General features: G+C 65.1%; 15 protein-coding genes and 1 tRNA gene. 12 read left to right on the forward strand and 4 right to left on the reverse strand.

What is annotated here, in order from left to right; genetic code table 11:
• Positions 1 to 270 precede the first annotated feature (270 nt).
• The 12 genes from SAOR_RS00795 to SAOR_RS00850 all read left to right on the forward strand — a co-directional run bounded on the left by SAOR_RS00795 (position 271) and on the right by SAOR_RS00850 (position 10099).
• On the forward strand, positions 271 to 1542 hold the full coding sequence (locus SAOR_RS00795) for a tyrosine-type recombinase/integrase (RefSeq protein WP_123629780.1): 1272 nt from the start codon (positions 271 to 273) through the stop codon (positions 1540 to 1542).
• A gap of 59 nt (positions 1543 to 1601) precedes the next feature.
• The gene (locus SAOR_RS00800) at positions 1602 to 2069 is read left to right on the forward strand and encodes a hypothetical protein (protein ID WP_123629781.1); all 468 of its coding nucleotides are present in this window, start codon (positions 1602 to 1604) and stop codon (positions 2067 to 2069) included.
• A 158-nt stretch (positions 2070 to 2227) separates the two neighbouring features.
• Positions 2228 to 2431 carry a helix-turn-helix transcriptional regulator gene (locus SAOR_RS00805; protein WP_123629782.1) on the forward strand — a complete coding sequence of 68 codons (204 nt, stop codon included), beginning with the start codon at positions 2228 to 2230 and terminating at the stop codon, positions 2429 to 2431.
• Positions 2428 to 2943: a hypothetical protein gene (locus SAOR_RS00810; protein WP_123629783.1), complete on the forward strand. Its 516-nt coding sequence runs from the start codon at positions 2428 to 2430 to the stop codon at positions 2941 to 2943. Before SAOR_RS00805 ends, SAOR_RS00810 begins: the two co-directional genes overlap by 4 nt.
• The gene (locus SAOR_RS00815) at positions 2936 to 4348 is read left to right on the forward strand and encodes a phage/plasmid primase, P4 family (protein ID WP_123629784.1); all 1413 of its coding nucleotides are present in this window, start codon (positions 2936 to 2938) and stop codon (positions 4346 to 4348) included. The genes SAOR_RS00810 and SAOR_RS00815 overlap by 8 nt, the downstream gene beginning before the upstream one ends.
• Before the next feature lie 182 nt (positions 4349 to 4530).
• Positions 4531 to 6045, forward strand: a complete 1515-nt coding sequence (locus tag SAOR_RS00820) for a terminase TerL endonuclease subunit (protein ID WP_185015495.1) — start codon at positions 4531 to 4533, stop codon at positions 6043 to 6045.
• Entirely contained in the window at positions 6036 to 6341 is a 306-nt protein-coding gene (locus SAOR_RS00825; protein WP_123629785.1) for an HNH endonuclease, read from the forward strand. The genes SAOR_RS00820 and SAOR_RS00825 overlap by 10 nt, the downstream gene beginning before the upstream one ends.
• Before the next feature lie 57 nt (positions 6342 to 6398).
• Positions 6399 to 7652, forward strand: a complete 1254-nt coding sequence (locus SAOR_RS00830; protein ID WP_123629786.1) for a phage major capsid protein — start codon at positions 6399 to 6401, stop codon at positions 7650 to 7652.
• Complete coding sequence (locus SAOR_RS00835; RefSeq protein ID WP_123629787.1) at positions 7652 to 8197, forward strand: HK97 family phage prohead protease; 546 nt, start codon at positions 7652 to 7654, stop codon at positions 8195 to 8197. The genes SAOR_RS00830 and SAOR_RS00835 overlap by 1 nt, the downstream gene beginning before the upstream one ends.
• Positions 8197 to 8712, forward strand: a complete 516-nt coding sequence (locus SAOR_RS00840; protein ID WP_185015496.1) for a head-tail connector protein — start codon at positions 8197 to 8199, stop codon at positions 8710 to 8712. Before SAOR_RS00835 ends, SAOR_RS00840 begins: the two co-directional genes overlap by 1 nt.
• Entirely contained in the window at positions 8709 to 9032 is a 324-nt protein-coding gene (locus tag SAOR_RS00845) for a phage head closure protein (RefSeq protein WP_123629789.1), read from the forward strand. Before SAOR_RS00840 ends, SAOR_RS00845 begins: the two co-directional genes overlap by 4 nt.
• Complete coding sequence (locus SAOR_RS00850; protein WP_123629790.1) at positions 9029 to 10099, forward strand: phage portal protein; 1071 nt, start codon at positions 9029 to 9031, stop codon at positions 10097 to 10099. The genes SAOR_RS00845 and SAOR_RS00850 overlap by 4 nt, the downstream gene beginning before the upstream one ends.
• A 386-nt stretch (positions 10100 to 10485) precedes the next feature.
• Here the strand turns inward: SAOR_RS00850 and SAOR_RS00855 are convergent.
• The 4 genes from SAOR_RS00855 to pheT all read right to left on the reverse strand — a co-directional run bounded on the left by SAOR_RS00855 (position 10486) and on the right by pheT (position 13939).
• Positions 10486 to 10562: transfer RNA gene (locus SAOR_RS00855), tRNA-Pro, on the reverse strand.
• Positions 10563 to 10909: 347 nt separating this feature from the next.
• Positions 10910 to 11266, reverse strand: a complete 357-nt coding sequence (locus tag SAOR_RS00860) for a MerR family transcriptional regulator (RefSeq protein WP_123589833.1) — start codon at positions 11264 to 11266, stop codon at positions 10910 to 10912.
• Entirely contained in the window at positions 11250 to 11549 is a 300-nt protein-coding gene (locus SAOR_RS00865) for an integration host factor subunit alpha (protein ID WP_123589834.1), read from the reverse strand. The genes SAOR_RS00860 and SAOR_RS00865 overlap by 17 nt, the downstream gene beginning before the upstream one ends.
• Before the next feature lie 2 nt (positions 11550 to 11551).
• A complete protein-coding gene (pheT, locus tag SAOR_RS00870) occupies positions 11552 to 13939 on the reverse strand; it encodes a phenylalanine--tRNA ligase subunit beta (RefSeq protein ID WP_123629791.1) in 2388 nt (795 codons plus the stop codon).
• Between the last annotated feature and the right edge of the window lie 5 nt (positions 13940 to 13944).

The following is a 13944-nucleotide window of genomic DNA, read 5'->3' on the forward strand; positions in this document are numbered from 1 at the left end:
AAAAGCCCGCACCATGAATGATGCGGGCCGCGCTGACTTATCCGGTTCTGGTCGGGGTAGCAGGATTTGAACCTGCGACCTTCTGCACCCCATCCTTTCCAAGCAATGCATTCCAAGCTGTTGTCAGCACTACCGATGCTTATCTAACCGCCTGCGAACCCTACGAAACCTATTGCCGACCCTATGTAATCGTGTGACACTAAATGTCACCGAATACACGCCCGTTTGCTGACACTGTGCTGACACGGGCGACAACATGGGCCGTCTGTAATGGGACACAGGTTAACCGATCGAGTCGTTAAGGCGCTCGAAACGCCAGACGGAAAATACACGATCGTATGGGATGACAAGACGCCCGGCTTCGCCGTGCGCGTAACCAAAACGGGCGCCAAGTCTTTCATCCTGAATTACCGCACACATGGTCGGGAGCGCCGATACACCATCGGTAAATATCCCGCATGGTCGGTCGCCGCGGCGAGGGAACAAGCTGCAAAGCTGCGTCGGCAGATTGACCTGGGCGAAGACCCGCTCGGCGAGCGCAAGGCGGCGGCCGGCGAGCTGACGGTCGGCGACCTGATCGACCAGTACCTTGCCGAGCATGTCGCGCATAAGAATGCGGCCGGCACGGCGACCAACTACACGTATTGGCTTAATAGCCTGGTCCGGCCCGATCTGGGTAAGCGCAAGATCACGGCAATCAAACCGGCCGACCTCCGGCGGATTCATCGCGACCTGAGCAAAGGCCGGCCGATTCTGGCGAACCGCACCATTAGCACGGTGCAGCGAATGTATAACTACGCCATCGCCGAAGACCTTTGCAGCGACAACCCGGCCAAGGGCATCGAGAAGAACCCCGAGGCCGGCCGCGAACGTTATCTGTCCGGGGACGAGCTGCGCCGGCTGTGCAAGGCACTGGCCGACTATCCCTATATGCACAAGGTGCGCCTGAGCCGCGAGGAAGCGCTCGCCACCGGCAGTAAATCCGCATGGCGGCGACGCGAGAATCCGCTGGCCGACAGAATCCAGTCGTGCAACGCGATCCGATTATTGATGCTGACCGGCGCGCGCAAAGGCGAACTGCTATCCGCCAAGTGGGCCGACATAGACCTACAAGCCGGCGTCTGGATCAAGCCGGGGGCGACCACGAAGCAACGAACAACGCATCGCGTCCCCCTGTCCGCGCCGGCAATGGAACTGCTCGCCGGCATCGAGCCATCGAGCGAATACGTGTTCCCCGGCTCCGGTGGTCAGCCACAGAAAGACCTGAAAAAGACTTGGGCGAGCGTCTGCGAGCTGGCCGAGATCGAGGGCGTGCGTATCCACGATCTACGCCACACCTACGCCGCACAACTGGTCAGCGCCGGGCTATCTCTACCGATCATCGGCGCCCTACTCGGCCATACGCAGGCCGACACAACGCAGCGCTACGCCCATCTAATGGATGACCCCTTGCGAGAGGCAACAGAGCGCGTCGGCTCAATTGTTAGCGGCGCTGAAGGTGGCGAGCGCGCTGAGGTAGTGAATATCCGAGGGCGCACGTAATGGCGATAACACGAGAATCTCTAGACCGGCATCGCGGGTTGCCCGAAGGGCTCGTATTGATGCGCAAGTTTACTCGACAGGTATCCGCCGGCAATACACCCGACGCCGATTTGCTGCTGGCCATCGCGGAGATGTTTCGCGATGTCGAGGCGGCAGCCGATAGCGGCAGCACCGATGCGCAGAGCGTTAAAAAGGCGATGAAACTGGAAGCAGGACGAGGACGAAAAGCGTCTAATTCCGCTTCTGACACCTGGCCACAAAGATCATTCTGCATCGCGGTAGAGCGGAGACGACGCGAATATGGCGAGTCCAAGCCGAAAGCGCTCGAGGCTGTATGTAATGAGCGATACGTTGCCGAGGCTACCGCTAAGCGCTGGCACGAAAAACATTGGAAGTCCGCGCAGTCTCATCTCGACCGCATGGCCGCGATTGAGCGCTGGGTAGATGAACAAGACAGCAAAACGCAAGCATGGATCGAATTGCTGGCCCGATCGCTCGGCGACGCCGAAGGCGACCCCACGAAATAAGTTATTTAATGGGGATCGGCATCGGATGACACCGACTGCAACCTGATATCCACATTCACCGGATTGGGTATCAGTATTTAGGCGGTCGGGATCACACAACGATCCACCGGCCTCGCCGCAACCTGATACCCACATTCACAGCAACGGGTATCAGCACGATGCAATCTGATAACACCGGCATTCTCGCCGACTACTACACCCGCGACGAGTTGGCCGCCGAGCTTGGCCGCTGTCGCCGCACCCTTGCCCGCTGGGCATGGCTTCGCACCGGCCCGCGAATCACTCGCCTTCAAGGTCGCGTGCTCTACCACCGCGACGATGTAAAGGCATGGCTTCGTAGCCAAGCGGAGGGCGCGGCATGAGCGGCGCCCAAAAAGAAAACCCCGGCGCGGCGGCAACCGCGACCGAGGCCAATAATGTCAGTACCCCTGACGGCTTCAAGCATACCGAATCGCCGATCAGCAAACTACTCCATCGGCTCGACAAGGTGCGACAAACCGGCCGCGGGCAGCATCTCGCCCGCTGCCCTGCGCATGATGATGGCAGCCCAAGTCTGTCGGTACGGGAGAGCAGCGACGGCACCGTGCTTATGCACTGTTTCGCGGGCTGTCCGGCCAGTGACGTGCTGGCGGCCGTGGGCATGGAGCTGGCCGAGCTGTTCCCCGATTACGGCCGGCGAGAGGCCCGCCCCAAGCGGCGCGGTGAACGGCGTATCAACCCGCTGGATACGCTGCGAGCTGTCGACCACGAGGTGCATATCGTCGCTGTTGTAGCGGCGGACATGCGAGCGCACCGGACGGTAGACGACGCCACCATGCGGCGGCTCACACTGGCGGTATCGCGCATTGGTGCGGCTCGGGGGCTGTATGAATAGCAGCGTTCAGCTTGCCCGAATCAATACCGAGGCCGACAGGCAGCGCCAGGCGACCGCCAATCTCGACGCCAGCGATTTAAGTCACGATGCGCTCGCCAATCGGTTTTCTACCGAACGGCTGCGCGGTAACGGGCTATATGTCGCGCCTTGGAATCGATGGATGCTGTGGACCGGCGCGCGATGGGAGGCCGATGACCGATTGCGCCACATGACGATGGTGCGCGCGTTTTTGCGAGACGTGGCACAGGCGGCCAGCGACAAGGATGCGGATAACCTGCGATCCGACGCGATGCGGGCCGCTGTCGAGCGTATGGCGCGAAGCAACGAGGAAATCGCCGCGAGCGCGGACCAGTGGGACGCCGACCCGTGGCTGGTGGGCACGCCCGGCGGCACGGTGGATCTACGGACCGGGCAGCTGCGACCCGCACGGCGCGACGACTACATCACCAAGCTGACGGCGGTGACGCCCGCCGACACGGCGGACTGCCCGCAGTGGCGCGCGTTTCTCGCCCGCATCTTCCGGTCGCAGCCTGACATCGTGCCGTTTCTGCAGCGGGCGGCCGGCTATGCGCTGACCGGGCAGACCACCGAGCACAAACTGTTGTTCGCGTTCGGCACGGGCCGCAATGGCAAGGGCGTGTTTTTCAATACACTGGACGGGATCATTGGAGATTACTCGACTGTGGCCGCGTCGAGCACGTTTCTCGCTTCCGGCGCAGATTCGCACCCGACCGATCTGGCCAGCCTGGCGGGCGCGCGTCTTGTGACCGCCAGTGAACTACCACCCGGAAAGGCGTGGAATGAAGCGCGAATCAAGTCACTGACTGGCGGCGATCCGATCACGGCACGGCGGATGCGGCAGGACTTCTTTACGTTCGAGCCGCAATTCACGCTGTTTATCGCGGGCAACCACATGCCGAGCTTTCGCGGCATAGACGAGGCCACCCGCGCCCGTGTGCTGATGATCCCGTTCGCCGAGACCATCCCGGCCGACGAGCGCGACCCCGACCTGTCCGACAAGCTGCGGGCTGAATGGCCGGCGATACTGCGATGGGCGATCGATGGTGCGCTCGAATGGCAGGACGCTGGGCTGGCTCCCCCGCCCGCCGTGGATGCGGCCTCCGAGGAATACATGGACGACGAGGACGAGCTGGGGCAGTTCGTTGCCGAATGCCTGCACCCGGACGCCGAGGCGTTCGTGCTCAATCGCGAGCTATACCAGACCTTCAGGCAATGGAGCGAGGACCGCGGTATGCGATCGCCCTGGACGCAGCGGGCACTGACGCAGGCGCTTATCGAACGCGGTTATGCGATCAAGCGGCGCAACAGCGGGCGCGGACTGGCTGGCTATCGCCTGATGCCATACGAATCAGCGCCTTACGCCAAGGCAACACGGGGATGGTGACGCAGGTGACGCAAGCTCCTATATCAGACGCATACGCGCGTGCGCGCGCGTGCGCATGGCGGGTTATATGGGGCAATCCGTCACCTGCGTCACTTGCGTCATGGTCCCAATACTCAGGTTTGGCCCTACCCGCGTTGTCGCCTGTCAAGTTTCGTTTTTATATTTAGCCGAGGCTAAGTTTCATGTCTGACTCAAAAAAGGCGATCGACTTTATCCAGTCGCTGGAAATCCCCGAGGGGCCGAAGGCGGGCAAGCCGATCAAGCTGGCGAAGTTCCAGAAACAGTTCATCCGCGGCGCGCTCAAGAAATCGACAGCGGTGGCCGTGCTGTCTGTCGGGCGCGGCAACGGCAAGTCGGCACTGACGGCCGGCCTCGCGCTCGGCGAACTGCTGGGCGCCTGGGACACCCAGCCCCGGCGCGAAGTCCTGACCGCGGCGCGTACACGCGAGCAGGCCAAGATCGTGTGGCAATTCATGTTCGGGCTGGCGGCAACGCTCCCCGACGAGATACAGGATCAACTGCACTGGCGCCGCGCCCCGTACACCGAAGTCGAGTTCGACGGCGACGGCGGCGGGCATATCTGCAAATGCATCGCGGCCGATCCCAAGAACGCGCTCGGCACCGCGCCGACGCTCGCCATCATGGATGAGCGCGGACACTGGCCCAGCGACAAGGGCGACGACCTCGAGGCCGCGCTGTTGTCCGGCCTGGGCAAACGCGGCGGGCGCGCGGTCATCATCTCGACCAGCGCCAGCGACGACACACACAGCCTGTCGCAGTGGCTCGACGACCCGCCCCCCGGCACCTACGTTCAAGAGCACCGCCCGGCGCCCGGTCTGCCGGCCGACGACTTCGACAGCATCATCGAGGCCAACCCCGGCGCCAAGGCGGGCATCGGTTCCTCGCCCCAATGGCTCCAGGCACAGGCGCAACGGGCGATCGCCCGCGGCGGCTCCGCGCTGGCGTCTTTCCGGCTCTACAACCGCAACGAACGCACGAGCGCCGAGAACCGCGACGTATTGTTGACCGTGGATGACTGGCTGGCTGCCGAGACCAGCGAGCTTCCCCCGCGCGAAGGCGGCGCCATCGTGGGCGTCGATCTGGGCGGCAGTGCCTCCATGTCCGCGGCGGCGCTCTACTGGCCGAATACCGGCCGGCTGGAAGCCGTGGGCGCCTTCCCGTCAAATCCGAGCCTCGCCGATCGCGGCCAGCGTGACGGCGTACGCGATCGCTATGTCGAGATGAAAGACCGCGATGAACTGCTGGTCATGGGCGAAAAGATCGTGCCGGCGCCGCAATTCCTGCAAGCGATCACCGACCGGCTGGATACCGCGCCCGTCACGTGCTTCGTGGCTGACCGCTACCGACAGAGCGAGTTCGAGGAAGCCTTGCAGGCCGCAGGCCTGCGCGTGCCCGTGGTCTGGCGCGGGATGGGCTTCAAGGACGGCGGCGAGGACTGCGAGCGATTCCGTAGCGCCGTATTCGACGGGCTGGTGCAGGTGCGGGCGTCCCTGCTGCTGCGATCCGCCTTTGCCGATGCCGTGACCCTGCGCGACCCGGCCAACAACATGAAGCTGGCCAAGGCGCGCTCGACGGGGCGAATTGATGCGGCGGCAGCGACGATCCTGGCGGTGGCCGAGGGACGCCGGCGCAGTGCGCGGCCGGCCTATCGTGCCCGCTCGGCGCTATGGGCGTGAGGAAATATCGCCCCAATCGCCCCAGCGAACTGGCCCAGCGCGATCGACGCTGGCCGGGCCTACGGCTGGCCGCGCTCCGGCGCGACGATTGGCGTTGTGTTCAATGCGCCAGCAAGCGCCGGCTCGAAGTGGATCACGTCGAGAGCGTGCGCAAGCGGCCCGACCTGGCGTTCGACCTGACGAACCTGCAAACGCTCTGCGCCGTATGCCACGGAAAGAAAACCCGTTTCGAGATGACCGGGCGCGAGCCGAACCCAGAGCTTGACAAATGGCGAGAACTTATAACCAACACTTGAACAGTTGTTTTATTGTATGGGATACTGTACGGGTATACACCACTCGCGAGTATCCGTATGTTGCAGTCGCAGAAGATCGCCCGCCGGCAGTCCGAGATCCGGCAGAACCTGGCCGAACTGGCCGCCAACGACGCCCCGACCGAAGAGCAGCGCAGCCAGATGGACGCGCTCGACGGTGAGTATCAGGCCAACGAATCGCGCTATCGCGCCAGCCTGATCGCCGAGGACGACGAGCGGCGCGACGCCGACCGCGACCTAGAAACCCGCGAGGCGGGCGAATGGGACAAGCTGATCGCGCAGTACGAGATGCGCCAGGCCGCGCTGCACCTCGACGAGGGCCGACAGTTCGACGGCGCCACCGCCGAGGTCGTGCAGGAGTTGCGACAGGCCGGCGGCTATCGCGGCGTACCCGTACCGTTCGCGGCTTTCGAGACCCGCGCCGGTGAGACCACCTCCGCGACCGTGCCCGATCCGGTTGCCACCATGCCGATGATCGACCGGCTGTTCCCGCAGAGCGTGGCCGGCGCGATGGGCGCGCAGATGGTCAACGTCACGGCCGGCGGCATCGAATATCCGGTGAGCACCTCACAGGTGACCGCGGGCTGGGCCTCGACCGAGGGCGGCGACGTGGCCGGCCCGACCGAGTTCTCGACCGTCGACCGGCCGCTGGCGCCCGACCACACGCTCGGCATTCAGATGCGGCTGACCCGCAAGGCGATGAAGCAGTCGGCGGGCATCGAGGCCGCGATCCGGCGCGACATGCAGGGCGCCATGCAGGTCGAGATCGACAAGGCGGTATTCCAGGGTAGTGGCAGCAACGGCCAGCCGGCCGGCGTCGTCGCCCAAGCCGCCGACTACGGTATCGACTCGACCGCCGTGGACGCAGCGGCCAGTTACGGCGCCTTCCGCAAGGCGGTGACCGAGTTCATGCTCGCCAACGCGGCCACCGGCCCCGGCAGCGTCCGGGCGCTGATCCGCCCGGAAATCTGGGACGCGATGGACGACGTGATTTTCGACGCCGGCAGCGGCGTAACCGAATACGACCGCCTCGCGGCGAAGCTGGGCAGCGTCACGCAGTCGCACAACGCACTGGCCGCCCCCAGCGGCAGCACCCCGGCGAGCAAGGCGCTGTTGACCACCAACGCGGGCGGTCAGTCGCCGATCTTCGTGGCGACGTGGGGCGCGGTCGATTTGATCCGCGATCCGTATTCCGATGCCCAGAGCGGCGGGCTGCGGCTGACCGGGCTGGTCACGATGGACGTATCCATTAGTCGCGCCGAACAACTGCGCGTGCTGTCGGGCTTGCAGTAATGCTATTCGCGCCGATCAACGGCGGTCTGGAGCTACGCGCAGAGGCGGACGGCTCGCACACGATCGCGGGCCGATTCCCCTACGGTACGCTGGCCGAGCTGGGGCGCGGGCGTCGCGAGACATTCGCCCCCGGCGCCTTCACGTTGCAGGACGACGTGCATTTACTGGCCGGCCACGACTACAACCGGCCGCTGGCGTCGCGTCGGTCCGGTTCGCTGACGCTGACCGATGCCGACGATGGGCTGGCGTTCGAGGCGCGTATCAGTGCCGACGTGGCGGATACATCGCACGGCCGCGACACCCTGGCGCTGGTGCGTGCGGGCTTGTCCGTGGGCCTGTCCCCCGGCTTTCGTGTTCGCCCCAATGGTGAGCGCGTTGAGCGCCGCTCTGGCGGCCTGCTGCGCACGGTGCACGGTGCCGATCTGTTCGAGCTATCCGTTGTCACGCGGCCAGCCTACGACAGCGCGCAGGTGGAAGCCCGATCGTGGCAGCCGGAAAACCCGGCCGGTTCCCGTTCGGTTCCGGCGGCTTGGAGGTGGCGCTAATGCCTGTCGAGATCGTCCGCGAAGATGAAGACCTGCCGAGCGACTATCCGGCAGAGCCTGCCGATCTGAGCCCCGCCGCCCAAGCGATCGACGCGACGGCGGTCTGGGCGCGCATCGAACAGTGGATCATCCGGCGCTGGCCGGCGCGTGAAGTCCAGTGGATTACCGAGGGCGAAGGCTACTTCGTGCCCCGGCTCCAGCCGGCCGAGCTCACCAAGGCCGAGCAGTGGAACGGCAAGGACTGGATCGAAGTCCAGCCCGACCCGGCGCCGATGGGTCTGTACCTGAATCACGGCACGCACCGGCTGACTTATCAGGTCGGCGAGGCCGAGCCCCCGGCGCCCGTCATGCGTGCTTATATCCGCCTGGCGGAGTATTGGGCCGAAGTCCAGCCCGAGGGCGGCGCCACGTCGGTATCCGATGGCGATTACTCGTTCACCCGATCCGCCAATGCGGTCGCGCGCGCGTTGCAGTATTCCGGCGCGGCCGATCTGCTGCGGCGCTACCGGTCATGAGCGCAGGCTACTTCAAGCGCACCTATCCGGTCTGGCGCAAGACCACGACCGACGGCCCCTATGGTGAGCCTGTCGAGGAATGGAACAAGATTGCCGACGCACCGGGGCGGGCCTATCCGGCGCGCATGAATGACACGTTCGCCGCCCAGCAACAGGCCGGGATCGTGACATGGACGTTCGCCACCCCGGCGGATACCGACATACAGACCAGCGACCAAGTGCGCTTCGATGGGCGCACGCTCAACGTGCTGGCGGTATCGGTCACGTCCCGAGGCGATCGCATCGAGGCACTGGCCGAAGAACAACAGGCGGGATCATGAGCATTCTCGATCGTTTTCGACGCACCAAGGCCCCCGACGAAACGCGCAACTACACGTCGCAGATGATGGCGTCGCGGTTCGTGGAGATCACCGGCCAACGCGGCATCGCCGATCTGACGGCGACGGTGCAGGGCTGTATCAGTCTGTGGGAGTCCGGCCTGTCCCTGGCCGACGTGAACGGCACGGATGCGCTGACACCGCGCGATCTGACGCTGATGGCCCGGCAACTGGGCCTGAAAGGCGAAAGCGTGTTTCTCATGGGCGACGACCGGCTGATTCCGGTCTCACAGTGGGATCTTAAGACTCGAGACGGTATCCCGACCGCCTACCGGCTGACCTTGCCCGACGTGGCCGGGGGGCGATCGTTCACGGCTCTGGCCGGCGAAGTGCTGCATATCCGCGTCGGCTCGACCGTTGAAGCCCCGTGGCGTGGCACGGCCCCGTTGATGCGCGCCAGTCTCACCGCCGGGCTGCTGCATGCCGTCGAGTCCGCGCTTTCCGACGTATACGCCGATAGTCCGCTCGGTAGCCAAGTGGTGCCGATGCCCGAAGACCCGAATATCAGCAACGAACAACTGGCCCGGTCATTCCGAGGCCAGCGGGGCCGCGTACTGCTGCGCGAATCCACCGCGGTCACGGCAGCCGGCGGCCCGGCCCCGACGACCGACTGGCGCCCGTCCGACCTGTCGCCCGATCTATCGCGCACCATGAGCACCGAGAGCATGGCCGCAGCCCGCCAAGCCATTCTCGGCGTCTACGGCGTCCTGCCGAGCCTGATGGATGCACAAGCCGCCGGGCCGTCTGTACGCGAAGGCCAGCGGCATCTCGCACAGTGGCAACTGCAACCGATCGCCACGCTGATCGCCCAGGAGGCCAGCGAGAAGCTGGGCACGGCCGTATCGCTGGATACCCTGCGGCCGACGCAAGCCTACGATGCCGGCGGCCGTGCGCGCACGCTCGCGGGCGTCATCGAGGGCATGGCGGCTGCGAAGGAGGCCGGCTTGTCCGATGAGCAGGTAACGGCCGCGCTCAACTTCGCGGGTATCACTGACCGGGCTTATCCCTAGACTCCCCCGAGCCAGACGGGCCGGCGCTTTCCCGGTAGGTGGCGCTGGATAATCTGGACGCGGCTTTGTCGATCTGTGCCGCGTACGGAAATCATCGACAGCCGAAGGCGTTTAAGGCGCGCACGATCGGCAGCCCCTACGCCATGCGCTGGGGGCTTTTTTGTGTCTACCGGTAGAGGTTCGCCCGTGCGCGCGGGGAGCGCAGCGAGAATAGTGGGACAACTTGTCCCACTAATCCGGTTCGCCCGTGCGCGCGGGGAGCGCAGGGTTATAGAGCCTTGTCGGCACCGTCGAGGCTGCATGCTGATACGCCATGCCGAACTGCTGACATAGCGCTGACACGAAAAACCCGGCGCTTGGCCGGGCTCTGTAAGTTCCTGTTTTTATGGTCGGGGTAGCAGGATTTGAACCTGCGACCTTCTGCACCCCATGCAGACGCGCTACCAAGCTGCGCCATACCCCGATTACAGAGCGCGCATGATACCAGAACTCGCCCCTGCGTCGACCATCTCGCGCCGGCGTCTGCCAGCACTTCATGCGAACGCCGCGTTTAAGAGTGCATGTCGCATGCGGCAAGGTGTGGAGTCGCCGATCGTGGCGAGTCCCGATCGAGACTGGCAACGCCGCAGCACTCCCATGGTCAGGTTTCATGGGCAGCCCAAGCCGAATGGCCAAGCGCTGTTGTCGGCAAGCCAGCGTTGTCGCACGCTGGCGCAGAACAAGTGCGCGGCGTGCACGGTGCCTCGTCTCGCCGCCCATCATCACTTCTCACGAAGCGATTGGCGCGGGCTCACGTGCAATGGGGCAGCCCTAGTCGAGCCTTTGAAGTATGGCCTCGAGTTCACGCCGAACCGCCGCCAGCGAATCCGCCGCGCTCGCGGCCGGCAGCGAAGCGAGCGTACGGCCCTTGCTCCGCAGCTGAAGCCGCGCACCCTGGATCGTGAACCCCTGCTCATAGAGCAGCATGCGGATGTCGCGCGCGATGAGCACGTCGTGCTGCTGATAGTAGCGGCGATTGCCGCGCCGCTTCACCGGCTTGAGCTGCGTGAACTCCTGTTCCCAGTAGCGCAGCACATGCGGTTTGACGCGACAGAGCTCGCTGACTTCACCGATGGTGAAGTAGCGTTTGTCTGGAATGTCCGGCAGCGATTCAGCGGGCTGCGTCAACGCTGGACTCGACACGGGCGCGCATCTTCTGGCCGGGCTTGAAGCTCACGACACGGCGCGCGGAAATCGGTATTTCCTCGCCCGTCTTCGGATTGCGGCCGGGCCGCTCGTTCTTGTCCCGCAGTTCGAAGTTGCCGAAACCGGAGAGCTTCACATAGTCGCCGTCCTCGAGCGTCGACCGCACTTCCTCGAAGAAACAATCGACAAACTCCTTGGACTCGCGCTTGTTGAACCCGAGCTGCTCGAAGAGATACTCGGTCAGATCTGCCTTGGTCAGTGCCACCGCTATTCACCCCTGATGTGCGCACCGCATCGGCGTCCCAGAGCCTCGACCACGGCGCTTATTGTTGTATCCACGCTGCTGTCGGTAAGCGTGCTCGCTTTATCTTGGAAAATCAAGCCTAAAGCGACGCTCTTGAATCCTCTCTCAAGGCCCTCTCCGCGAAAGACGTCGAAGACGTCGATCGACTGCAACGCCGGCGGATCCAGGTCCTCGATCACATCGATCAGTTCGGCCACCGGCCGCTCCTCGGCAACGACTACGGCGAGGTCGCGTCGTATCCGTGGCTGCTCGGAAAGCGATTCGAAGCGAATGCCGCCGCGATCACTCAGCGCATGCGAATCGACTTCAAAAAGATACGGCAAATCACTTTTTTTGCTTAGCTTCTTGAATTCCGGAGCGAGCTGCCCCAGCCAGCCGACGGCTTCGCCGTCCAAACGGATGCGTGCACTTCGACCCGGATGCAGCGCGGGATGGCTGGCCGCGTCGAAGCGCAGGCGACCGGAAACGCCGGCGAACAGCGCCTCGACATCGCCCTTGATGTCGAAGAAATCCACGGCCCGCGACGGGCGGTCCCAGTGTGTGTTTTCGGCCTGTCCCCATATCAAGCCGGCCAGCGTCGAAATCTGGGCGATCCCGTGTTCGGCCGCCGTATCAGGCTCGAACCGCAGGCCCGCTTCGTAGAGACGCACATCCGTATGCTGCCGCCGCACGTTGTGCTGCCAGCTGGGCAGCAGCCCGGCCCAGAGGGTACGGCGCATTTCCGCGTACTGCTCCGAAATGGGGTTGTCCAGCGCGACCACCGCGCCCTCGCCCATCAGCGCACGATGCAGCCCCGGCTCGACGAAACTGTAGGTGATGGCTTCACTGTAGCCGCGCTGTCGCAGCGTCTCGTGCCAACGCGCCTCGTCGTCGACGGCGGCCCCGGCGTCGGCTGGCGGCAGATCTACGCCCTGCGTGCCGCTCTGGAGACGCTCGTAGCCGTAGATCCGTGCGACCTCCTCGATCAGATCCGCCTCGAGCTCGATGTCGTAGCGCCAGCTCGGCGGCACCACGTGCCAGCGATCTTCATCCGTTGTTTCGACGACCATGCCGAGTGCGCCGAGGATCCGCTCGATCTCGACCGCGGCCACCGGCTGGCCGAGCAGGCGCTCGACGTGGGCGCCTTCCAGCGCGATCTCGCGCGACTGCGGCCAGACGGGCTCGCCGCTGACATGCGTCACCGGACCGACCTCGCCGCCACCGTGGGCGATCAGCAGCGCGCTGGCCCGCTCCAGTGCCGGTCTGCGCAGTGCGGGATCGACGCCGCGCTCGAAGCGATGCAGCGCGTCCGTGTGAATCTTGTAGCGTCGGCCCTGGCCGGCGACGGCCGACGGCGTGAAGCAGGCCGATTCGAACACCACATGCGTCGTGGTGGCGTCGACGGCGGTGCGCTGGCCCCCGATGACGCCCGCGATGGCGACGGGCCCCTCGTCGTCGGCAATGACCAGCGTATCGTCGGCAAGTGCGACCGTCTCGCCGTCGAGGGTCTCGATCCGTTCGCCCGGCGCCGCGAGCCGCACGCGGATCGCGCCCACCAGCCGATCGCCATCGAAGGCGTGCATCGGCTGACCGAGCTCCAGCATCACATAGTTGCCGACGTCCACCGGCAGGTTGATGCGACGAACGCCGGCCCGCCGCAGGCGCTCCGCCATCCAGAGAGGTGTCGCCGCATCCGCGCCTACCGACGTGATGCAGCGTGCCGCATAGCCGGCGCAGCGTTCCGGCGCATCGATCCCCACGTCGCGCCGCACCGTGCTCACAACGGCGCAGGGGGTGACGTCCGGCTCGCCCAGCGGCAGATCCTCGTCGATCGCCACCTCGCGGGCGATGCCGCGCATACTCAGACAATCCCCCCGGTTGGGCGTCAGATCGATCTCGAGCACGTGATCAGGCAGCTGGAGATAATCGGCGAGCGGCGTGCCCACCGGGGCATCGTCAGGCAGCTGCCAGAGGCCGTCGTCGTCCGTCCCCAGGCCGAGCTCGCTCGCGCTGCAGAGCATGCCGCTGGATGCGACGCCGCGAATGGTCGTGGCCTCGATCGCGACCCCGCCCGCCAGCACGGCGCCGACGCGCGCAACCGGGACACGGGCGCCGGTCTGGGCGTTGGCCGCACCGCAGACGATCGACAGCGGCTCGGCTCCCCCCACGGCAACCGTGCACACTCGCAGGCGGTCGGCCTCCGGATGGGGCGCCGTATCTTCGATCCGCCCGATCACGACCCGGTCGAGCGACGGCGCGGCCGCCTCGACGGAGTCCACCTCGAGGCCGGCCATGGTCAGGCGTTCGGCGATCGTGTCGATATCGGCGCGCGAGGCGACCCATTCGCGCAGCCATTGCTCACTGACTTGCATCGCGA

Origin of the sequence: Salinisphaera orenii subsp. orenii MK-B5 (assembly GCF_003788635.1) — a bacterium.
In the GTDB taxonomy this organism is placed as follows: Bacteria; Pseudomonadota; Gammaproteobacteria; order Nevskiales; family Salinisphaeraceae; genus Salinisphaera; species Salinisphaera orenii.